Genomic DNA, 20,441 nt, shown 5'->3' on the forward strand with positions numbered 1-20,441 from the left:
GTCCGGCGCGACCCTCAGACGACCGTCCAGGTGTCGCCGCCGCTGATCAGCGAGGACAGCGCGGCGTGCGGGTCGTCCTGGCCGACGCTGGCGGTCGCGATCTGCGAGCGCGCCTGGTCGTCGTACGTCGCCCGCTCGACCTGGCGGAAGATCCCGATCGGCGACTGGTGGAGCACGCCCGCGTCGGTGAGGCGCGAGAGCGCGAACGCGGTGGTGGGGTCGTCGAGGTGCGCGTCGTGGACCAGCAGCTCGCTGTCGGCGACGTCGGCGGTGCTCACGACCTCGACCCCGCCGGTGCGCGCGCGGACCAGGCCCTTGGAGCCCTCGACGCCGAACCGGATCGGCTCGCCCTGGACGAGCGGGATGATCGCGTCGGCCTTGGTGTCGGGGTTCTTGATGGCGTCGAAGGCGCCGTCGTTGAAGATCGGGCAGTTCTGGTAGATCTCCACCAGCGCGGTGCCGCGGTGGGCCGCGGCGGCGCTCAGCACCGAGGTGAGGTGCTTGCGGTCGGAGTCGATGGTGCGGGCCACGAAGGTCGCCTCGGCGCCCAGCGCCAGCGACACCGGGTTGAACGGGTGGTCGACCGACCCCGAGGGGGTCGACTTGGTGACCTTGCCGGGCTCGGAGGTGGGGGAGTACTGGCCCTTGGTCAGGCCGTAGATCCGGTTGTTGAACAGCAGGATCTTCATGTTGACGTTGCGGCGCATCGCGTGGATGAGGTGGTTGCCGCCGATCGAGAGCGCGTCGCCGTCACCGGTGACGACCCACACCGAGAGGTCCTCGCGCTGCGTGGCGATGCCCGAGGCGATCGCCGGCGCCCGTCCGTGGATGGAGTGCATCCCGTAGGTGTCGAGGTAGTAGGGGAAGCGCGAGGAGCAGCCGATGCCGGAGACGAACACGATGTTCTCGCGGCGCAGGCCGAGGTCGGGCAGGAACGACTGCACGGCCTTGAGCACGGCGTAGTCGCCGCACCCGGGGCACCAGCGGACCTCCTGGTCGGAGGTGAAGTCCTTGCCGGTCAGCTTGTCCTCGGACGTGGGCACGCCCTGCAGGCCGGGGAAGGGGAGCTCGGCGGTGGTCATCAGTTCTCCTTGGTCTCGACGGGCTCGACCGACGAGGACGAGGTCGTCTCGACGAGGTCGGTGATGGCCTCGGCGAGCTCGGCGGCCTTCAGCGGCAGGCCGCGGACCTGGTTGTAGCCGACCGCGTCGACGAGGTACTTGGCGCGGACGAGCATCGAGAGCTGGCCCAGGTTCATCTCGGGGACCAGCACCTTGTCGTAGCCCTTCAGGATCTCGCCGAGGTCCTGGGGGAACGGGTTGAGGTGGCGCAGGTGGACCTGGGCCACGTCGTGGCCGGCCTTGCGGACACGGCGGCAGGCCGCACCGATCGGGCCGTACGTCGAGCCCCAGCCCAGCACCAGGACCTTGGCCCGGCCCGAGGGGTCGTCGACCTCGAGCGGGGGCAGCGACGCGGCGATCCGGTCGACCTTGGCCTGGCGGATCCGCACCATGTAGTCGTGGTTGCCGGGGTCGTAGGCGATGTTGCCGTGGCCGTCGCCCTTCTCCAGACCGCCGATGCGGTGCTCGAGCCCGGCTGTGCCGGGGATGGCCCACGGACGGGCGAGGGTCTCCTCGTCACGCAGGTAGGGCCAGAAGTCGGCCTCGGTCGAGCCGTCCTTGGCCGTGGTCTCGTGGTTGGGCTCGGTGGCGAAGGCCGGGTCGATGACCGGCAGGTCCCCGACCTCGGGGATCCGCCAGGGCTCGGAGCCGTTGGCCAGCATGCCGTCGGAGAGCAGCATGACCGGCGTGCGGTAGGTGACGGCGATGCGGACGGCCTCGACCGCGGCGTCGAAGCAGTCGCCGGGCGACTGCGGCGCCACGATCGGCACCGGCGACTCGCCGTTGCGGCCGAACATCGCCTGCAGCAGGTCGGCCTGCTCGGTCTTGGTGGGCAGGCCGGTCGAGGGCCCGCCACGCTGCACGTCGATGACCACGAGCGGCAGCTCGGTCATCACGGCAAGACCGATCGTCTCCGACTTGAGCGCGACGCCGGGGCCCGAGGTGCTGGTGACGCCCAGCGAGCCGGCGAAGGAGGCGCCCAGCGCGGCGCCGATGCCGGCGATCTCGTCCTCGGCCTGGAACGTCGTCACGCCGAACCGCTTGTGCTTGCTGAGCTCGTGGAGGACGTCGGAGGCCGGGGTGATCGGGTAGGTGCCGAGGAAGACGGGCAGGCCCGAGGCCACGCCGCCGGCGACGACGCCGTAGGCCAGCGCGAGGTTGCCGGTGATGTTGCGGTAGGTGCCGGCCTGCATCGGGGCCGGCTTGATCTCGTACTGCACGGCGAAGGCCTCGGTGGTCTCACCGAAGAAGTAGCCGGACTTGAAGGCCGTGACGTTGGCGTCGCGGATCGCGGGCACCTTGGCGAAGCGCTTCTCCAGGAAGGCGACCGTGGTCTCGGTGGGCCGGCCGTACATCCACGACAGCAGGCCGAGGGCGTACATGTTCTTGGCCCGGCTGGCGTCCTTGCGGGACAGCCCGAACTCCTTGACCGCCTCGACGGTCATCCCGGTGAGGTCGAGTACGTTGACGGCGTAGTCGACCAGCGAGTCGTCCTCGAGCGGGTTCTCGGCGTACCCCGCCTTGGTGAGGTTGCGGCCGGTGAAGTCGTGGCTGTCGACGATGATCGTGGTGCCCGGCTTCATGTCGCCCAGGTTGGCCTTGAGGGCCGCGGGGTTCATCGCCACGAGCACGTCGGGGGAGTCGCCCGGGGTGAGGATGTCGTGGTCGGCGAAGTGCACCTGGAACGACGACACCCCGGGGAGCGTGCCCTGGGGGGCCCGGATCTCGGCCGGGAAGTTGGGCAGCGTCTGGAGGTCGTTGCCGAACGCCGCGGACTCCTGGGTGAACCGGTCGCCCGTCAGCTGCATGCCGTCACCGGAGTCGCCCGCGAACCGGATGATCACCCGGTCGAGCTGCTTGACCTGCTTGGCCACGTCGATCCTTCGATTGGTCGGACACGTCCCGGCACCTGGTCGGACGGACCCGGGGGCCGCGCCGCCGGGCGCACGACCTCCCACTTTAGTCCGGCGTGTCGCAGGAACCGATGCGTCCCAGGGTGGAAGACGCCGCAGCGACGTGATGCCTGTCACGACGGCGTACGCCGCGGCGCGTCGCACGTGGACCGCGGGCGGACGCGTGCTGAAGCTGTAGTAACTTGCTCGTGTTAACGGAGAAACTCGGGCTCCCCATTCTTTGAGCAAGGAAGACAACACACATGTCGATGACGTGGAAAGCCGCAGTCGCAGGTTCGGTCGCAGCCCTGGTGGCGCTGACCGGCTGCGGCACCAGCGGCGGTGGCGGCGGGTCGTCCGAGGAGGGTGGCACCACGCTGTCCCTGGTGGGCTTCGCGGTCCCCGAGAAGGCCAACAAGGACATCCAGGCCGCCTGGGCGAAGACCGACGACGGCAAGGGCGTCACCTGGAAGACGTCGTACGGCGCCTCGGGTGACCAGAGCCGCGCCGTCGAGAGCGGTCTCGACGCCGACTACGTCCACTTCTCGCTCGAGGGTGACGTCACCCGCCTGGTCGACGCGGGCCTGGTGGCCGACGACTGGAACGCCGGCGAGAACAAGGGCATCGTGTCGCAGTCGGTCGTGGCGCTGGTGGTCCGCAAGGGCAACCCGAAGAACATCCAGGGCTGGGACGACATCGTGAAGCCGGGCGTCGGCATCGTCACGCCCAACCCGGGCTCCTCGGGCTCCGCGCGCTGGAACATCATGGCCGCCTGGAACCACGTCATCGCCCAGGGCGGCAGCGAGGCCGAGGCGACCGCCTTCGTGACCAAGTTCTTCGACAACGCCGTGGCGCTGCCCGGCAGCGGCCGCGAGGCCACGACCGCGTTCACCTCCGGCAACGGCGACGTCCTCATCTCCTACGAGAACGAGGCGATCCTGGCCCGCGCCAACGGCGAGGACTTCGACTACATCGTCCCCGACGACACGCTGCTCATCGAGAACCCCGGCGCGGTGCTCGAGGACGCGGACCCCAAGGCCCAGAAGTGGCTCGACTTCCTGCTCACCGACGAGGCCCAGGCCATCTTCGGCAAGGACGGGTTCCGCCCGCTGTCCGGCGAGGTCGACTACGACGTCGAGGGCGCCAACGACCCGGGCAACCCCTTCCCCGAGCCGCAGGACCTCGCCACCATCGGCGACGACTACGACGGCTGGTCCGCGGTGAACGACAAGTTCTTCGACGAGGAGAACGGCGTCATCACCAAGATCCAGGCGGAGACGGGCAAGCAGTGACCACGACTCGTACCGGCCCGGATCCCGGGTCCGGCACGAGCAGCACCTCGGGGGCGACGCGCACGCGTCGCCCCCGTGGGCGCGTCCGGACCCCGCAGCCCGGCCAGCCCCTCGGGGTCGGGTCCACGCTGGGACTCGGCATCGCCATGACGTGGTTCAGCCTGCTCGTGCTCATCCCGCTCGCCGCCGTCGTCCTCACCGCCAGCACCAACGGCTGGGACGGCTTCTGGACGACCGTCAGCTCCTCGCAGACCGCGTCCGCGCTACGGCTGACCGTGCTCGAGGCCATCGGCGTCACGGTCCTCAACGTGGTCATGGGCACCGCCCTGGCCTGGGTGCTGGTCCGCGACCGGTTCTGGGGCAAGCGCGTCCTCGACGTGGTCATCGACGTGCCGTTCGCGCTGCCGACGATCGTGGCCGGCCTGGTGCTTCTCTCGCTGTACGGCGACCAGTCGCCCCTCGGGATCGACGTGGCCAACACCCGGATCGCGGTGTTCCTGGCCCTGGCCTTCGTGACGCTGCCCTTCGTCGTACGCACCGTCCAGCCCGTGCTGGAGTCGCTGGAGCGCGACGTCGAGGAGGCGGCCGCCTCGCTCGGCGCCAGCCGGGCCACGACCTTCCGCCGCATCATCCTGCCGTCCCTGGCCCCCGCCATCACGGCCGGCGCGGCGCTGTCCTTCGCCCGGGCGATCAGCGAGTACGGCTCGCTGGTGCTGCTCTCGGGCAACCTGCCCAACCGCACCGAGGTCGCCTCGGTCCGGGTGCTGTCCTACATCGAGAACGGCAACGAGGCGGCCGCCGCCTCGGTCGCCGCGATCCTGCTCGTCGTGGCGCTGCTCGTGATCGTGCTCCTCGACCTGATCCAGCGAAGGGTGGCCCGTCGTGGCGAGTGACCTCCTGCCCCCCGGCGCCCCGGTCGCCCCCGAGACCGCCGGCGACACCACCCCCGGTCGCCGCGGCCGACGTCCCGATCGACTCCGCGAGCCGTGGGCGGTGCGCTGGCTGCTGCGCGTGGTGACGGTCGGCTACGTGTTCTTCCTCGTCGCCTGGCCGACCTCGCTGGTCTTCCGCAACGCCTTCGCCGACGGCAGCCAGGCCGTCGTCGACGCGCTGAGCGACGAGTCGGTCCGCCTCGCGCTCCAGCTCACGGCCGAGATCACGGTCTGGTCGGTGCTGATCAACCTGGTCTTCGGCGTCACCATCGCGATGCTGCTGGTGCGCTACCGGTTCCCCGGCAAGCGGCTGCTATCCGCGCTCATCGACGTGCCGCTCTCGGTCTCGCCGGTGGTCGTGGGCCTCTCGCTGCTGCTCGTCTACAACGGCCGCGACGGCCTGTTCGGCCGGACGCTGGAGAACATCGGCATCCAGATCATCTTCAGCGCCCCGGGCATGGTCATGGCGACCACGTTCGTGGCGCTCCCGCTGGTGATCCGCGAGGTCGTCCCGGTGCTCCAGGAGATCGGCGACGAGCAGGAGCAGGCCGCCCGCAGCCTCGGGGCCAACGCGCCGCAGACCTTCCGCCGGATCACGCTGCCGGCCATCAAGTGGGCGGTCGTCTACGGCGTCGTCCTCTCGCTCGCCCGGTCGCTCGGTGAGTTCGGGGCGGTCAAGATCGTCTCGGGCAACATCGTCAACCAGTCGCAGACGGCCACGCTGGTCGTCGAGCAGAAGTACCAGAACTTCGAGCAGACCTCGGCGTACGTCGTCGCGGCGCTGCTCGCGGCCGCGGCCATGGTCTGCCTCGTCGTGGTCGCCCTCCTCCGCCCGAAGGAAACCTCATGAGCATCAACGTCTCCGGCGTCACCAAGAAGTTCGGCGACTTCGTCGCCCTCGACGACGTCTCGGTCGACCTGCCCACCGGCCAGCTCACCGCGCTGCTCGGCCCCAGCGGCGGCGGCAAGTCCACGCTGCTGCGGATCATCGCGGGCCTGGAGTCCGCCGACAGCGGCACCGTCACCATCGAGGGCAACGAGGCCACCCACCTGCCGCCGCAGAAGCGCAACGTGGGCTTCGTGTTCCAGCACTACGCGGCGTTCAAGCACATGAGCGTGGCCAAGAACGTCGCCTTCGGCCTCGAGATCCGCAAGCGGCCCAAGGACGAGACCGCCCGGCGGGTGCACGAGCTGCTCGAGCTGGTGCACCTCTCGCAGTTCGCCCACCGGCTCCCGGCCCAGCTCTCGGGCGGCCAGCGGCAGCGGATGGCGCTCGCCCGGGCGCTCGCGGTCGAGCCGACCGTGCTGCTGCTGGACGAGCCGTTCGGTGCCCTCGACGCCAAGGTCCGCAAGGAGCTGCGCGAGTGGCTGCGGCGGCTGCACGACGAGGTCGCGGTCACCACGGTGTTCGTCACCCACGACCAGGAGGAGGCCCTCGAGGTCGCCGACGAGATCGTGGTCATCAACGACGGCCGGATCGAGCAGGTCGGCACCCCCGACCAGCTCTACGACGAGCCGGCCAACGACTTCGTGATGAGCTTCCTCGGCCCCGTCACCCGGCTCGGTGGCAGCCTGGTGCGGCCCCACGACATCGACGTCAGCACCACCGAGGAGCCCGGCGCGGTCCGCGGCACGGTGCAGCGGATGCTCCGGGTCGGCTTCGAGGTGCGGCTCACCGTCGCCCTCGAGCCCGACCACGCCGGTGCCGCGGCATCGCTCTCGGCGCCCACCGAGCGGGAGACCGTCGAGGTGACGGTCACCCGGGCCACCCAGCGACACCTCCACCTCGAGGAGGGCCAGCAGGTGTGGGTCGCCCACACCGAGGGAGCCCGCGCCGTGCCCGAGCGGGCGGTGCTGCCCACCCCGCTAGCGTCGGGCGCATGACGACTCCCGAACCCGCCCGCCAGAGCCTCGAGGGCGCCTCCGCCGAGCTGCTGCGGCTGCACACCGACCCGACCCTGCTGACCGTGGTCAACGTGTGGGACGTGATCAGCGCGACCGTCGTGGCCGAGACGCCCGGCACCAGCGCGCTGGCCACCGCCAGCCACTCGATCGCGGCCTCGCTGGGCTACGAGGACGGGGAGCAGATCCCCGTCGACGAGATGATCGCGGCCATCGGCCGCATCACCGCCGCGACGACGCTGCCCGTCACCGCCGACCTCGAGGGCGGCTACGGCGACGCGGCCGAGACCGTGCGCAAGGCGATCGGCGTCGGCGTCGTCGGCGCCAACGTCGAGGACCAGCTCAAGCCGGTGGCCGAGGCGGCCGCCCAGGTCGCCGCGATCATCGACGCCGCCGCGGCCGAGGGCGTGCCGGACTTCGTCCTCAACGCCCGCACCGACGCCTTCGTCAAGGCCGGCGACCGCGACCCGGCCGCCGTGCTCGACGACGCGGTCGAGCGGGGCCGGGCCTACCTCGACGCCGGCGCCCCCGTGGTGTTCGTGCCCGGCAAGCTCGACGAGGCCCAGGTGACCACGCTGGTCGAGGCCTTCGGTCCGCAGAAGCTGACCCTGATCGGGCTGCCCGGCATCCCGCCGCTGGCCCGGCTCGAGGAGCTCGGCGTCGCGCGCGTCTCCTACGGCCCGCTCTCGCAGCGGGTCGCGCTCACCGCGCTGCAGCGGCTCGTCGAGGACGTGCTCGCCGGCGGCGGCGTGCCCGAGGACACCCGCCCGCTGAACTGACCTGCCCGACCCGCCGCCGCACCACCCCTCGTCCGGGCGATCGTCCGGCTGTCCGTCCGGGCGTGGTGCGGCGATGGTGTCGGCGGGTACACATGAGGCATGTCTGCCTACACGAGCACCAACCCCGCCACCGGCGAGACCCTCAAGGAGTTCCCCGAGCTCGACGCGGCCGGCGTCGAGGACGCCCTGGCCCGCAGCGCCGCGGCGTACTCCACCTGGCGCACCACCTCGGCCGCCGAGCGCGCCGAGGTCCTCAACGCCGTCGCCGCGGCGTACGACGAGCGCGAGCAGGAGCTCGCCGAGCTGATCGCCCTCGAGATGGGCAAGCCCGTCCGCCAGGCCGTCGGCGAGGTCAAGCTGTCCGCCGCGATCTACCGCTGGTACGCCGAGCACGGCCCCGCGCTGCTCGAGGACCAGGTCCTCGACGCCGCCGACGCCCCCGGCGCCGAGACCTCGGTCGTCCGCACGCTGCCGATCGGGCCGCTGCTGGGGATCATGCCGTGGAACTTCCCCTACTACCAGGTGGCCCGGTTCGCCGCGCCCAACCTGATGCTCGGCAACACCATCGTGCTCAAGCACGCCCCCAGCTGCCCGCAGTCGGCGCTGGTGATGGAGGAGATCTTCGCCGGGTCCGGGCTGGTGCGCGACGCCTACGTCAACGTCTTCGCCACCAACGACCAGATCGCCGAGATGATCGCCGACCCGCGCATCCAGGCCGTCTCGCTGACCGGCAGCGAGCGCGCCGGTGCGGCCGTCGCCGAGATCGCCGGGCGCAACCTGAAGAAGGTCGTGCTCGAGCTCGGCGGGTCCGACGCCTTCATCGTGCTCGACTCCGAGGACCTGGACGCGACCGTGAAGTCCGCGACCCGCGGTCGGATGAACAACACCGGCCAGGCCTGCAACGCCGCCAAGCGGTTCGTCGTCGCCGAGGGCCTCTACGACGAGTTCACCGAGAAGCTCACCGCCTCCTTCGCCTCGATGAGCCACGGCGACCCGCTCGACCCGAAGACGGCCATCGGCCCGCTGTCCTCCCAGCAGGCGGCCGACACGCTGGCCTCGCAGGTCGACAAGGCCGTCGAGCAGGGCGCCACGGTGCTCACCGGCGGCAAGAAGGTCGACGGCGCCGGCGCGTTCTTCGAGCCCACGCTGCTGGCCGGCGTGACCCCGGAGATGGACGCCTACCGCGAGGAGCTGTTCGGCCCCGTCGGCGTCGTCTACAAGGTCGGCTCGGTCGACGAGGCCGTCGAGCTCACCAACTCCTCGTCCTTCGGGCTCTCCGGCTCGGTCTGGAGCAGCGACACCGACCTCGCGAGGGAGACCGCCGACCGCCTCGAGGTCGGCATGGCCTTCGTCAACGAGCACGGCACGACCATGCCCGGCCTGCCCTTCGGCGGCGTCAAGCGCTCCGGCTTCGGCCGCGAGCTCGGCGCCTGGGGCATGGAGGAGTTCGCCAACAAGAAGCTCGTCCGGGTGTCGGCGGCGAAGTAGGTCGGCTGCGGGCAGTTTCCCCGGCTAACCGGTGAAACTGCCCGCCAGACCGGACATGTCGGGCGCTGGCGGGCAGTATCGCCCGGGTCGGCGCCCGACTTGTCCGTACGCCGGCGGGTGACTCGCCCAGTGCCACCGCAGCGTCGTGCTGCGGCGCGTCCGGCGACGCTGGTGTGGCACTCGGTCCTGGTGCCCCTCGACCCCGGCCGGCGGTGCGGCCCCGGCGATGAACCGGTCGACCGGTCACGGGACGTGAGCGTCGCTGCGACCCCCGGCGTACGACGCTGAGGTCCCACCGAGGTGCTGATTCCCCGGACGTCCGGGGAATCAGGAGCCGGGCACGACCCCCTCAGGCCCACACCCGCCGCACGACGCAGGTGACGGCGAAGGGGTCCTCGCCGCGGTGGGTGGCGAGCACGCCGGCGCCCTCGGGGGAGTGGGCGTACACCGCCGGCACGGTGGTGCCGTCGCCGCCGGCCCAGTGGTGCCAGGCGGCGGCGAAGGCGTCGGCCGAGGAGCGCTGGGCGGCCAGGGCCGAGGGCACGGTGTGCCAGACCTCGCCGTCGGGCTGCTGGCGCCCGCGCGAGCGCAGCCCGCGCTTGAGGCCCTCGATGCCCACGGGGGCCGAGGTGACCCGGCGGGGGACGACGTAGCGCGGGGAGGCCATCGGGGAGACGACCTCCTCGAACGCCGTGGCGAAGCGGGCGGAGACGTCCTCGTCGACGTCCGCGAGGCCGTAGGAGGTGGTGCCGTCCGGGGCGACCTGCACCCGCAGCGCGTCCGAGCCGACCGGGGACAGGCCGGCGCGCCGGAGGCCGTCGGCCACGGCGGCGGCCGCGTGGCCGAGACCGACGCGGTGCTCCGAGGCGCCCTGCAGCGTGGCCCGGCCGAGCAGCGCGACCGCCGCCACGGCCGCGGCGCCCAGGAGCAGCACCCCGAGCACGACGACCGCCGCGAGCGGGAGACCGAGCACGGCCAGCAGCACGACCAGGACGACGGCGACGACCGGCGGGACGACCGCCAGCCGGGCCCCTGGGCGCTGCCGCGCCTGCTCGGTCCACGAGGTCAGGCCGGTGGTGCCGGTGCGGGGCTCGTCGGCGGGGGCGGCGCCGGTGCCGGTGCGGCGGACGCGCACGACGTGGCCCACCGCGTCGGCCACCTCGCCGCGCGAGCGCCACTGCGACCGGATCGTGTCGCGGTCCTCGGCGCGCACCAGCATCCGCGCGTCGACGGCGTCGTGCGCGTCGGCCGGCGGCGGGTGGAACTCGCTGAAGGCGGAGTCGACGCCGGCGACGCCGTCCACCACCTCGCCCTGCTCGTCGACGGTGAAGTAGCCGCGGTGCTTGCGCGAGAACCGGTCCCAGTCGCCGGCACCCGCGACGTGGCCGTCGTAGGTGCACACCACCGACCACACCAGCGCGACCTTGTCGGGGTGGTCGGGGTCGGTGCGCAGCGCGCGGCCCCGCGTCTGCACCACGGCGGTGGGCGTGGTCGCGGTGGTGAGGTCGACGAGCGCGGTGACGCACGGTGCGTCCCAGCCCTCGCCGAGCAGGCCGCGGGTGCCGATCAGGCACTGCGTGCCGCCCTCGGCGAACCACCGGGTCAGGTGGCCGACCCAGGCCCCGCTGGTCCAGCGGCCGGTCAGCACCGCGACGCCGTCGGCGTCCTCGATGCGCAGGCCGCCGGCGAGCATCGGGTGGGTACGCCGGAGCCAGTCGACCAGCGCGGCCAGGGTGCTGTGCGACGCCGCGACCGTGCGGCCGGTCACCAGCACCGGCCGCAGCGCCGCGGCGTCGCGATGACGCAGCAGCGAGGCCAGCACGCCCAGCGCCGAGCCGGCGGGCTCGGGGGTCGCCAGGCCCTCGTCGGTGGGGCCGTCGGAGAGCCGACGCCGGGTGGTCGCGGTGGCGCGCTCGTGGTCGCACAGCACCAGCACGCGGGTGCGGTCGCCGAGGTTGCGGGCCTCGGCGGCGGCGATGCCGGCCACGGCCGCCTCCTTGGCGCGGGAGCGGGCGGTGACCCGGTCGACGGTGCCCCGTCCGGTGCGTACGCCGCGGCGGGTCCAGGTGTAGCCGATGGCCGGCAGCGTGCGGCGCACGGTCTCGAGGACGTCGCGGTCGCCCGCCCCCTCGGCCCCCTCGAGCTCGGCGCGGGGCTGGATGCAGCCGCGCAGCCAGTCGTCGACCAGCACCCGCCAGTCCTCGGCGCCCGGGTCCTCACGGTGCCGCTCGAGCAGGACCGCGCCCGGCGGCAGCGCGAGCAGCCCGGCGTGGGCGAGGCGGAGCACCGCGTCGGCGAGGTCGGGCTCGCGGGCCGACCGCTCGGCCCACGTGGTGGCGGGTCCGTCGGCCCCGGCCTCGGAGTCGCCCGGCAGCCGCTGCTGCAGCCAGGTCGGGAACGGCGTGGAGCCGAAGCCGGGCGCGAACAGGTCGCTGGTCAGCTCCGCGAACCGCGTGGACTGCTCGGCCAGCCAGGCGGACTCCTCGGGCGTCGGCTCGACCAGCCAGGCCAGCTCGGCGTACGGCGCGAGGGTGCCGGCCGCGACGAGCGCCGGGATCGAGGCCTCGTAGAGCACCGGCCCGAACAGCTCGGCCGTGAGGTCGACCTGGGCGCGGGTCATGGCACCGGGAGGCGTGGCGGTGAGGCCGAGCACGACGGCCTCGGGGAGCTGGTCGAGCACCTCGCGCAGCAGCTCGCCCCAGACCTCGAGCAGGTGGTGGCACTCGTCGAGCACGACCAGCAGCGGGCCGGCCTCGCGCATCGTCTCGACCAGCTCGCGGCCGTGGGGGTGCAGCCGGTCGAGGTGGCTCGGGGCGGCGGCGTCCTCGTCGTCGTCGGAGGTCGCCCCGGCCTCGCGGTCGGCGTCGTCGAAGACGGCCAGCGACTGGTAGGTCAGCGAGGTGAAGCTGCTGCGCAGGTCGCGCCGGTTGCCGGCGGGCGGTCCGTCGTAGGACTCCCAGGTGTGGGCCCACTGCGCCGTGATCGCGGTGTTGGGCGAGAGCACCAGGGTGCGCAGCCCCAGCAGCCGGGCGACCTCGGTGCCGACCAGCGTCTTGCCGGCGCCGGGGGGCATGGTGACCCACCAGCGTCGGCTGCCGGCCTCGGAGGCGCGGCGTACGGCCTCGAGGGCCTCGTGCTGGTGCGGGCGGAGCGGGACGGGCGAGCTGAGTCCGTCGTACGACGGGACGGGGGGTAGCAGTGGAGCTCCTTCGACGGGCCGGCGCGCGGCCGGGGGAGTCGGCTAGCGGTAGTTGGTGAACTGCACCGGGAAGTCGTAGTCCTGCGACTTCACCAGCTGCTGGACCGCCTGGAGGTCGTCGCGCTTCTTGCTGCTGACGCGCAGCTCGTCGCCCTGCACCTGCACCTTGACGCCCTTGGGTCCCTCGTCGCGGATCAGCTTGCCGACCTTCTTGGCGTCCTCGGAGGTGATCCCCTCCTTGAGGGCCACCGAGATCTTGGACTCGCGGCCGGACTGGCGGGGCTCCTCGGCGTCGAGGATCTTCAGCGACTGCTGACGCTTGACGAGCTTGTCGCGGAAGACGTCGAGGACCGCGGACGCGCGGTCGTCGGCGTTGGCCGAGATCTCCACGCCGTTGTCGCCGGCGCGCTTGATCGTGGCGCCGGTGCCCTTGAAGTCGAAACGCTGCGAGATCTCGCGCTCCGCCTGGTTGATCGCGTTGTCGATCTCCTGCTGGTCGAGCTTGCTGACGATGTCGAACGACGAGTCGGCCATGTCCGGGTGGTCCTCCTGGGCGATTTAAGTTCTGGGTCGAGGCTGCGCTATCGTCTCTTCCGCTGCGGGCCACCCTACGTGGTCCAGAAGCCTGGCAGGTTGTCCGAGCGGCCAATGGAAACGGACTGTAAATCCGTCGACTTATGTCTACGCAGGTTCGAATCCTGCACCTGCCACCAGCACCGAACGCGAAGCCCGCAGGTCTCTGACCTGCGGGCTCGTGCATGCCCCGGCATGGTGAGGCCCGTGTCGAGGTGTCTCACCCCGAGACAGCACCTGAGACCGCTGGTGCCCGACCGGTCTCGCGCAGCACGCGTCGGAGCCCGTGGGACCGGTGTCACCGACGCGCGCCGAGGAGCCACAGCGCCGGGCACAGCCTGGCAGGGGTTCCGGGGCCTCGCTCGCGAGCGGCGGGTCCTCACCCCACGGCCAGCCGCTCGCGGGCGCGCTCGCCTCGACGGGCCACCGGCACGGTGCCTGCCAGCGAGGCGAGGCCGAAGGTGGACGGGCCGGCGTAGATCGACTCGAGACCGCCGGCGGGGACCGCGTAGGTCTCGTGCCAGATGGTGACCGCCCGCGGCGCCGAGGCGGCGTACCCGTGGAAGGCCTTCCAGGCCGGGCGGTGCTCGAGCCCCGGGGCGGCGGCGTAGCGGTAGAGCTGCTCGGTGCTCCGCCAGTACTGCAGGACCGTGGGGTGGCCGCCGTCGAGCAGGGTCCGCGCCCCGAGGTACCCGAGGTCCTCGGCTTCGCCGCACGCGGCCTGCTCGCGGTTGCGCTCGAGCTCGGCGATCATCCGCGGCATCGCGGCCAGGACCCGACCGACGACGCCGAGCCGCCACGGCTGGTGGAGGCGTACACCGATCAGGAACAGGACGAGGTCGCCGTCGTAGGCGTGGGTGACGCGGGGTGCGGGTGCGGGCATCGTGGGGCTCCGGTTGGATAGTGTCGCTATCTGGAACTCCCACGATGGGTAGTCGCACTATCCGATGTCAAGGAGGACGCGTGCGCATCTCCGAGCTGGCCGAGGCGTCGGGCGTCAGCCTGCCGACGCTGAAGTACTACCTGCGCGAGGGCCTGCTGATGCCTGGGGCGGCCACGGCGCGCACCCGGGCGGAGTACGACGGGACCCACCTGGAGCGGCTGCGCCTGGTCCGGGCGCTGGTCGAGTCGGGCGGGCTGGGCATCGCCGCCGTGCGAGCCGTGATCGCAGCGCTCGACGACCCTCCGGCGTCGCCGCACGAGCTCCTGGGTGTCGCCCACCACGCGCTGCCGCTGCCGGTGGAGCCCATCGCTCGCAGCGAGGAGGTGGTCGGCTGGATGCACGACCTCGGCTGGGAGTCGTGCCTGCGCAGCCCGCTGCTCGGGGCGCTCACCCGCGCCGTCGCCGACGTCCGGGCCGCCGGTGTGCCGCTGCCCGACACCGCGGTCCGGGCGTACGCCGAGGCGGCGCTGCGGCTCGCGGCGGTCGACGTCGCCATCGCGGCCCGCGCCACCTCGCCCGCGGCCGCGCTGCACACCGTCGTGGTCGGCACGGTGATGATCGACCCGCTGATCGCGATCCTGCGACGGCTCGCCCAGGAGGTCGAGAGCACCCGGGTGCTGGGCGCATGAGGAGCGCGGCCCCGGCTCAGTCACGCCAGAACAGGTGGTGCACGACGCCGCCGCTGCCGGGGACGACGTCGCGGTGGTAGCGGTCGAGCAGCTCCTCCGGCGAGGTCCACAGCCGCGATCCCGCGCCGAGCTCGACCGGCGCGACCGCCACGTGCAGGGTGTCGACGAGGCCCGCGTCGAGGAACTGGCGGATGCTCTCGGCACCGCCGCCCAGGCGTACGTCGCGCCCGTCGGCCGCCTCGAGCGCGTGCTCGAGCACGTCCGCCGGCTCGCCACCGACGAAGTGGAACGTCGTGTCGCCCAGCGTGAAGGACGGCCGCGGGTGGTGGGTCATCACGAAGACCGGGGTGTGGAACGGCGGGTCGTCGCCCCACCAGCCCTGCCAGTCGTGGTCGGTCCAGGGGCCGCGCTGCGGGCCGAACTTGTTGCGACCCATGATCTCGGCGCCGACGTTGCGGTGGAAGTCGCGCACGAGGTAGTCCTCCAGGCCGCGGCTCCCGCCCGGGTCGGTGCGGTTGGGCCAGCTCGCCGTCGCCCCGGCCCAGGACATCAGCGCCATCGGGTCGGCGTGCCCGAACGGTCGCTCCAGGCTCTGGCCCTCGCCCGCGGCGTACCCGTCGCTCGACACCCCGACGTTGTGCACCCGCACCAGCTGCGTCATCGGAGCACCGTAGTCCTCCGACGGGGTTCCCGACCCGGCGTGGAGCGGCCATGCTGACCGGGTGCGCCCGCTCCGCTACTCGCTCAACGTCAGCCTCGACGGCTGCGTCGACCACGCGGCCTTCGGTGGGACCGAGGCGGTGCAGGCCGTGCTGCACCGGCACGCCACCGACAACCTGGCCCGCGTCGACGGACTGCTCTTCGGTCGGGTGACCTACCAGCTGATGGAGGCCGGATTCCGGGCCGAGGCCGAGTCGGGCACGTCGACCGACCCGTTCGTGGCGGGCATCCACGCGGCACGCAAGCACGTCGTCTCCCGCACCCTGGAGCACGTCGACTGGAACGCCGAGCTGGTGCGCGGCGACCTCGCCGAGGGAGTCGCCCGGCTCAAGCAGCAGCCGGGCCGCGGCCTGCTCGTGGGTGGCGTGGAGGTCCCGCTCGTCCTGGCCGGCGCGGGACTGGTCGACGAGTACGAGCTGGTCGTCCACCCGGTGGTGGTCGGCCGCGGCCCCACCCTGCTCGCCGGGCTGCCCGCCGCCCTCGACCTGCGACTGGTCGGGACCGAGGACCTCGGCGAGGGCGTCGTGGCGCACCGCTACGAGCCCCGCCGCTGAGCCACGGCCTCAGTCGAGGCAGAACTCGTTGCCCTCGACGTCCTGCATCACCAGGCACGACTCGTTCTCCTCGTCGGCGGGCATCAGCCGCACCTGCGTCGCGCCGATCGCCTCCAGCCGGGCGGCCTCGGCGCGGAGCGCGGCCAGGCGTTCGTCGCCGACCAGCCCGGGGCCGACGCGCACGTCGAGGTGCAGGCGGTTCTTGACCGTCTTGCCCTCGGGCACGCGCTGGAAGTAGAGCCGCGGGCCGACGCCGGCCGGGTCCGAGCAGGCCGCCCAGTGCGGCTCGGCGTCCGGCGCCTCGTCGTACGCCAGGACCTGGGCCCAGAAGTGCGCCACCCGCCCGGGATCCGCGCAGTCGAAGGTGACCTGGACCTGCTTGACCGTCATCGGGCCACCCTAGGAGCGCGCGGTCGCCGTGCCCAGGTAGCCGAACGTCCAGGGCGTCCGCGGACCCGGGAGGTACGCCGCCCGCACCGGACCGGGCTCCAGGCCGGACGCCGCGACCAGCGCCGGCACGTCACGGCTCAGGTGGCAGCCGCCGGCCACGCGTCGCTGCAGCGGGTCGAGCCGCCGCTGCCACCGGGCGACGCCCGGGGTGGGAGCGAGGCCGTGCTCGAGGAAGGCCAGGGTGCCGCCGGGCCGCAGCACGCGGCGTACCTCCCGGAGCGCGAGCGCCGGGTCCGGGATGGTGCACAGCGTGAACGTGCACAGCACGTGGTCGTAGGAGGCGTCGGCGGCGTCGAGCCGCTGCCCGTCGAGACCGACCCGCCGCACCGGCAGGTCGTGACGGGCCCGCCGTCGCTGCGAGAGCGCCCAGCCCCGGTCGGCCGGCTCGACCGCGTCCAGCCGGGTGACCGCCGCGGGCAGGTGGCGCAGGTTGAGCCCGCCGCCGAAGCCGAGCTCGAGCACCGTCCCGGCGAGCCCGGCGCACGCCTCGGCGCGCAGCTCGCCCAGCTCACGGCCCTTCAGCGCCCGGTCCACCAGCCCGGGGACGACGCGCTCCTCCCACCAGCCCATGCGGTCCATCATGCGCCCGCGGGCTCGCGTCGCGGCCGGACGGCCACGTCCACGAGCTGGGGTGGGACGAGCCGTGGGTCTTCCGGCGCCGGCCGTGCTGGGACACCCTGCTCCCATGGCGTACGACGTGGAGCTGGCCGACCGGATCCGGGACGTGCTCGAGACGACCGACGACCTCGACGTGCCGTCCGAGGTGGTCGAGAAGCAGATGTTCGGCGGGCTGGGGTTCCTCGTCGGCGGTCACATGGCGGTGGCGGCCGGGTCGCGCGGCGATCTGATGGTGCGCGTGGACCCCGACCGGGCGCCCGAGCTGCTGGCGCTGGCCCACGTCGAGCCCATGGTGATGAGCGGTCGTCCGGCCGAGGGGTGGCTGCGGGTGGCGGCCGAGGGTTGCCTCGAGGTCGACGACCTGCGCCGGTGGGTCGAGGTCGGCCTGGAGCGGGTCCGGCAGCTGCCTCCGAAGCCCGGGAAGGGGTAGGGCGGCCCCCGCCCTCACAGCAGCGCGACGAACGCCACCAGCCCGGCGAGGACGACGAGGGTGCGCAGCACCCGGTCGGGGAGGCGGCGGCCGACGAAGGAGCCGGCGTACCCGCCCACCACCGACCCGACCGCCAGCAGCGCGATCACGCGCCAGTCCAGCGGGGCGAGGACCAGGAAGACCAGGGTGGCGACCAGGTTGCCGGCCATCACGGCGAGGGTCTTGAGCGCGTTGACGACCCGCAGCTCGATGTCGAGCCCGAAGCCGAGGACGGCCATCATCATCACGCCGGAGCCAGCGCCGAAGTAGCCCCCGTAGACGCCCGTGAGCGTCGCGAACGTCGTGGTAAGCGGCGACATCGCGACCCGGTCGGCCGCCCCCTCGCCGCGGCGGGCGCGGACCCGGGCCGAGACCCACGGCTGCACCCCCACCAGGACCGCGGTCATCAGCACCAGCCACGGGACGACGGCCTCGAAGACGCCCGGCGGCAGCGAGAGGAGCAGGAACGCGCCCGCGACCGCGCCGACCGCGCAGGTGGCCAGGACGGCGACCGCGACGCGGGGGTGGACGCGCAGCTCGCGGCGGTAGCCGAAGGACCCGCTGAGCGCCCCGGGCAGCAGCCCCACGGTGTTGGAGGCGTTGGCGGTGACCGGCGGCACGCCGAGCGCGACGAGCACCGGGAAGCTGGCCAGGGAGGCGACCCCCACGGTCGAGGTCAGCACGCCCGCGGCCAGGCCGGCCCCGAGGACGGCGAGGACCTCCAGGGGGCTCACCCGGCGGCGGGTCCGCGCAGCAGCGCGACGTCGCTGACCATCGCGACGTGGTCGTGCATCGCGGCCGCGGCAGCGGCGGGGTCACCGGCGCGGATGGCCTCGGCGACCGCCCGGTGGCCGGCGAGGGAGGCCCGCGGACGGCCGGGCTGCGAGAGCGACTCCAGCCGGGTCTCGCGGATCAGCTCGGAGATCTCCTCCATCAGCCGGGCCAGCAGCAGCGAGTGCGCGGCCGCGGTGACGGCGCCGTGGAACTGCTCGTCGCCCTGGACGCCCCGGCCCCCGGCCTCGACGTCCTCGGCCATGCCCGCCAGGGCCGCGTCGATGCGCGCCAGGTCCTCGTCGGTACGCCGCTGCGCCGCCAGCGCCGCGAGCTTGGTCTCCAGGGCGTCCCGGGTGTCGATGATCTCGGGCAGCCGGTCGGCGTGGGCGCGGATCGCCTCGACGATGCGGGCCGCGCCGGCGCGGGTCACGACCGTGCCGTCGCCGTGCCGCACCGCCACCACGCCGATCACCTCGAGCGCCACCAGCGCCTGGCTCAGGGTGGCCCGGCTGACCCCCAGCCGGGTGGCGAGCTCGCGCTCCGGCGGGATCCGGTCGCCGGCCCGCAGACCGTTCTCGGCGATCCACGCGGTGATCTGCTCGGCGACCTGCTCGTAGAGCCGGCTGCGGTTCAACCGGCCGGGGAAGGCAGCGGGGGAGCGCTCGGTCATGGCCCCAGTCTATTGACAACTGGCTCATTGGGCTATTGGCTAGGCCACTGATCCAGTACGTGACCCCGCTCACAGGGGCACGACGGCACAAGCAAAGGTGGTCGGTCGATGGGACCGGAATGGGTGGCGATCCTCGCCCTGGTAGCACTGTTCGTGATCGGCACGCTGCTGCCGATCAACATGGGGGCCCTGGCGTACGTCGCGGCCTGGCTGGTCGGCATGTACGCCCTCGACCTCGACGAGAAGACGATCCTCGGCGGCGTCAGCGGTGACCTGATCCTGACGCTGATCGGCGTGACGTACCTCTTCGCGATCGCGAGGAACAACGGCACCGTGGACCTGATCGTGCGCAGCGCGGTCCGGGCGGTGGGCGGACGCGTCGCGCTGATCCCCTGGGTGATGTTCTTCGTGACCGCGCTGCTCACCGCGATCGGCGCCGCCAGCCCGGCCGCCTGCGCGATCATCGGCCCGATCGCCCTCGGCTTCGCCGGCCGCTACCGGATCAGCCCGCTGATGATGGGCATGATGGTCGTCCACGGCGCCCAGGCCGGCGGCTTCTCGCCGATCAGCATCTACGGCACCATCACCAACTCGGTGATGGAGGGAGCGGGGCTGCCCTCCAGCGAGATCGCGGTCTTCCTGGCCAGCCTGGTCGTCAACTTCATCCTCGCGCTGGTCCTCTTCCTGGCCCTCGGTGGCCGCTCGCTGGTGAGCCAGCGGCTCGACCCCGCGGACCCCGACACCCTGTCCGACGACCTGCACCGCGGCGGGGCGGCGATCCCGCAGCGCGGCTACGGCACCTCGACCGCGACCGGCACCAAGACCGCCAACCCCGGCGTGCGCCACGACCAGGTGCTCACCCTCGTCGCCTTCGTCGCGGTCGCCGTCATCGCGCTCGCCTTCGACAAGAACATCGGCTTCGTGGCCATCACCGCCGCGGTCCTGCTCAACATGCTCGCCCCCCACCAGCACAAGGACGCCGTCAAGCAGATCGCCTGGCCGACCGTGCTGCTGGTGGCCGGCGTCAGCACCTACGCCACCGTGCTCACCACCGCCGAGGCGCCGGAGTTCGTCGGCACCTGGGCCGCCGGCCTGGGCGCGGCCGCCATCGGCGCGCTGATCCTCTGCTACGTCGGCGGCGTGGTCTCGGCCTTCGCCTCCTCGACGGCGCTGCTGCCCGTGATCATCCCGATCGCGGTGCCGCTGATCGCCGACGGCGGCATCAACGCGGCCCTGTTCGTCGCCGCGTTGGCGGTGTCGTCCACCATCGTGGACGTGAGCCCCTTCTCGACCAACGGTGCGCTGATGCTGGCCAACCGGCCCGACACCGTCGAGGAGCCGGTCTACTACAAGCAGATCCTGACCTACGGCGTGCTCGTCACCCTGGTCGGACCCCTCCTCGTGTGGGCGGCCCTCGTGCTGCCGGGATGGTGAAC

At 72.8% G+C, this 20,441-nt stretch carries 20 protein-coding genes and 1 tRNA gene; 11 read left to right on the forward strand and 10 right to left on the reverse strand.

Going from position 1 to position 20,441, the window contains the following annotated elements:
• Positions 1-14: 14 nt before the first annotated feature.
• Both ASG49_RS01330 and ASG49_RS01335 read right to left on the reverse strand, forming a co-directional pair.
• On the reverse strand, positions 15-1,082 hold the full coding sequence (locus ASG49_RS01330; protein ID WP_056536078.1) for a 2-oxoacid:ferredoxin oxidoreductase subunit beta: 1,068 nt from the start codon (positions 1,080-1,082) through the stop codon (positions 15-17).
• On the reverse strand, positions 1,082-2,995 hold the full coding sequence (locus ASG49_RS01335; RefSeq protein ID WP_056536081.1) for a 2-oxoacid:acceptor oxidoreductase subunit alpha: 1,914 nt from the start codon (positions 2,993-2,995) through the stop codon (positions 1,082-1,084). Before ASG49_RS01335 ends, ASG49_RS01330 begins: the two co-directional genes overlap by 1 nt.
• 329 nt (positions 2,996-3,324) lie before the next feature.
• Between ASG49_RS01335 and ASG49_RS01340 the strand changes: the two genes are divergently transcribed.
• The 6 genes from ASG49_RS01340 to ASG49_RS01365 all read left to right on the forward strand — a co-directional run bounded on the left by ASG49_RS01340 (position 3,325) and on the right by ASG49_RS01365 (position 9,406).
• On the forward strand, positions 3,325-4,305 hold the full coding sequence (locus ASG49_RS01340; protein WP_235561854.1) for a sulfate ABC transporter substrate-binding protein: 981 nt from the start codon (positions 3,325-3,327) through the stop codon (positions 4,303-4,305).
• On the forward strand, positions 4,302-5,198 hold the full coding sequence (cysT, locus tag ASG49_RS01345; RefSeq protein WP_082533696.1) for a sulfate ABC transporter permease subunit CysT: 897 nt from the start codon (positions 4,302-4,304) through the stop codon (positions 5,196-5,198). Before ASG49_RS01340 ends, cysT begins: the two co-directional genes overlap by 4 nt.
• A complete protein-coding gene (locus ASG49_RS01350) occupies positions 5,188-6,087 on the forward strand; it encodes a sulfate ABC transporter permease subunit (protein WP_235561855.1) in 900 nt (299 codons plus the stop codon). The genes cysT and ASG49_RS01350 overlap by 11 nt, the downstream gene beginning before the upstream one ends.
• Positions 6,084-7,121: a sulfate/molybdate ABC transporter ATP-binding protein gene (locus tag ASG49_RS01355; protein WP_056536088.1), complete on the forward strand. Its 1,038-nt coding sequence runs from the start codon at positions 6,084-6,086 to the stop codon at positions 7,119-7,121. The genes ASG49_RS01350 and ASG49_RS01355 overlap by 4 nt, the downstream gene beginning before the upstream one ends.
• On the forward strand, positions 7,118-7,918 hold the full coding sequence (locus ASG49_RS01360; protein ID WP_056536091.1) for an isocitrate lyase/phosphoenolpyruvate mutase family protein: 801 nt from the start codon (positions 7,118-7,120) through the stop codon (positions 7,916-7,918). The genes ASG49_RS01355 and ASG49_RS01360 overlap by 4 nt, the downstream gene beginning before the upstream one ends.
• Before the next feature lie 99 nt (positions 7,919-8,017).
• Positions 8,018-9,406 carry an NAD-dependent succinate-semialdehyde dehydrogenase gene (locus tag ASG49_RS01365; RefSeq protein ID WP_056536094.1) on the forward strand — a complete coding sequence of 463 codons (1,389 nt, stop codon included), beginning with the start codon at positions 8,018-8,020 and terminating at the stop codon, positions 9,404-9,406.
• Positions 9,407-9,755: 349 nt separating this feature from the next.
• Here ASG49_RS01365 and ASG49_RS19020 read toward each other — a convergent pair whose 3' ends face one another.
• Complete coding sequence (locus ASG49_RS19020) at positions 9,756-12,605, reverse strand: DEAD/DEAH box helicase family protein (RefSeq protein WP_082533697.1); 2,850 nt, start codon at positions 12,603-12,605, stop codon at positions 9,756-9,758.
• 42 nt (positions 12,606-12,647) lie between these two features.
• Positions 12,648-13,139, reverse strand: a complete 492-nt coding sequence (locus tag ASG49_RS01375) for a YajQ family cyclic di-GMP-binding protein (RefSeq protein WP_056536100.1) — start codon at positions 13,137-13,139, stop codon at positions 12,648-12,650.
• 93 nt (positions 13,140-13,232) lie between these two features.
• On the opposite strand from ASG49_RS01375, the gene ASG49_RS01380 reads away from it, so the two are divergent.
• Positions 13,233-13,318 (forward strand) — tRNA-Tyr (locus ASG49_RS01380).
• A gap of 239 nt (positions 13,319-13,557) precedes the next feature.
• On the opposite strand, the gene ASG49_RS01385 is transcribed toward ASG49_RS01380, so the two are convergent.
• Positions 13,558-14,061 (reverse strand): DUF4188 domain-containing protein, encoded by a 504-nt coding sequence (locus ASG49_RS01385; protein WP_056536103.1) that lies wholly within the window; start codon positions 14,059-14,061, stop codon positions 13,558-13,560.
• 80 nt (positions 14,062-14,141) lie between these two features.
• On the opposite strand from ASG49_RS01385, the gene ASG49_RS01390 reads away from it, so the two are divergent.
• Positions 14,142-14,750 carry a MerR family transcriptional regulator gene (locus tag ASG49_RS01390; RefSeq protein WP_056536107.1) on the forward strand — a complete coding sequence of 203 codons (609 nt, stop codon included), beginning with the start codon at positions 14,142-14,144 and terminating at the stop codon, positions 14,748-14,750.
• 16 nt (positions 14,751-14,766) lie between these two features.
• On the opposite strand, the gene ASG49_RS01395 is transcribed toward ASG49_RS01390, so the two are convergent.
• Positions 14,767-15,411 carry a dihydrofolate reductase family protein gene (locus tag ASG49_RS01395; RefSeq protein WP_056536110.1) on the reverse strand — a complete coding sequence of 215 codons (645 nt, stop codon included), beginning with the start codon at positions 15,409-15,411 and terminating at the stop codon, positions 14,767-14,769.
• 61 nt (positions 15,412-15,472) lie between these two features.
• On the opposite strand from ASG49_RS01395, the gene ASG49_RS01400 reads away from it, so the two are divergent.
• On the forward strand, positions 15,473-16,024 hold the full coding sequence (locus ASG49_RS01400; protein WP_056536114.1) for a dihydrofolate reductase family protein: 552 nt from the start codon (positions 15,473-15,475) through the stop codon (positions 16,022-16,024).
• A 9-nt stretch (positions 16,025-16,033) separates the two neighbouring features.
• Here the strand turns inward: ASG49_RS01400 and ASG49_RS01405 are convergent, their stop codons facing one another.
• Entirely contained in the window at positions 16,034-16,414 is a 381-nt protein-coding gene (locus ASG49_RS01405; protein WP_056536117.1) for a VOC family protein, read from the reverse strand.
• Between the two features lie 9 nt (positions 16,415-16,423).
• Entirely contained in the window at positions 16,424-17,044 is a 621-nt protein-coding gene (locus ASG49_RS01410) for a class I SAM-dependent methyltransferase (RefSeq protein WP_056539526.1), read from the reverse strand.
• Between the two features lie 115 nt (positions 17,045-17,159).
• On the opposite strand from ASG49_RS01410, the gene ASG49_RS01415 reads away from it, so the two are divergent.
• Positions 17,160-17,522: a TfoX/Sxy family protein gene (locus ASG49_RS01415; RefSeq protein ID WP_056536119.1), complete on the forward strand. Its 363-nt coding sequence runs from the start codon at positions 17,160-17,162 to the stop codon at positions 17,520-17,522.
• Between the two features lie 14 nt (positions 17,523-17,536).
• Here the strand turns inward: ASG49_RS01415 and ASG49_RS01420 are convergent, their stop codons facing one another.
• Positions 17,537-18,295: a sulfite exporter TauE/SafE family protein gene (locus tag ASG49_RS01420; protein WP_056536122.1), complete on the reverse strand. Its 759-nt coding sequence runs from the start codon at positions 18,293-18,295 to the stop codon at positions 17,537-17,539.
• Positions 18,292-19,005 carry a FadR/GntR family transcriptional regulator gene (locus ASG49_RS01425; protein WP_056536125.1) on the reverse strand — a complete coding sequence of 238 codons (714 nt, stop codon included), beginning with the start codon at positions 19,003-19,005 and terminating at the stop codon, positions 18,292-18,294. Before ASG49_RS01425 ends, ASG49_RS01420 begins: the two co-directional genes overlap by 4 nt.
• Positions 19,006-19,113: 108 nt before the next feature.
• Between ASG49_RS01425 and ASG49_RS01430 the strand changes: the two genes are divergently transcribed.
• Positions 19,114-20,439, forward strand: a complete 1,326-nt coding sequence (locus ASG49_RS01430; RefSeq protein ID WP_056536128.1) for an SLC13 family permease — start codon at positions 19,114-19,116, stop codon at positions 20,437-20,439.
• Positions 20,440-20,441: the final 2 nt, after the last annotated feature.

Source organism: Marmoricola sp. Leaf446 (assembly GCF_001424755.1).
Classification (GTDB): domain Bacteria; phylum Actinomycetota; class Actinomycetes; order Propionibacteriales; family Nocardioidaceae; genus Marmoricola.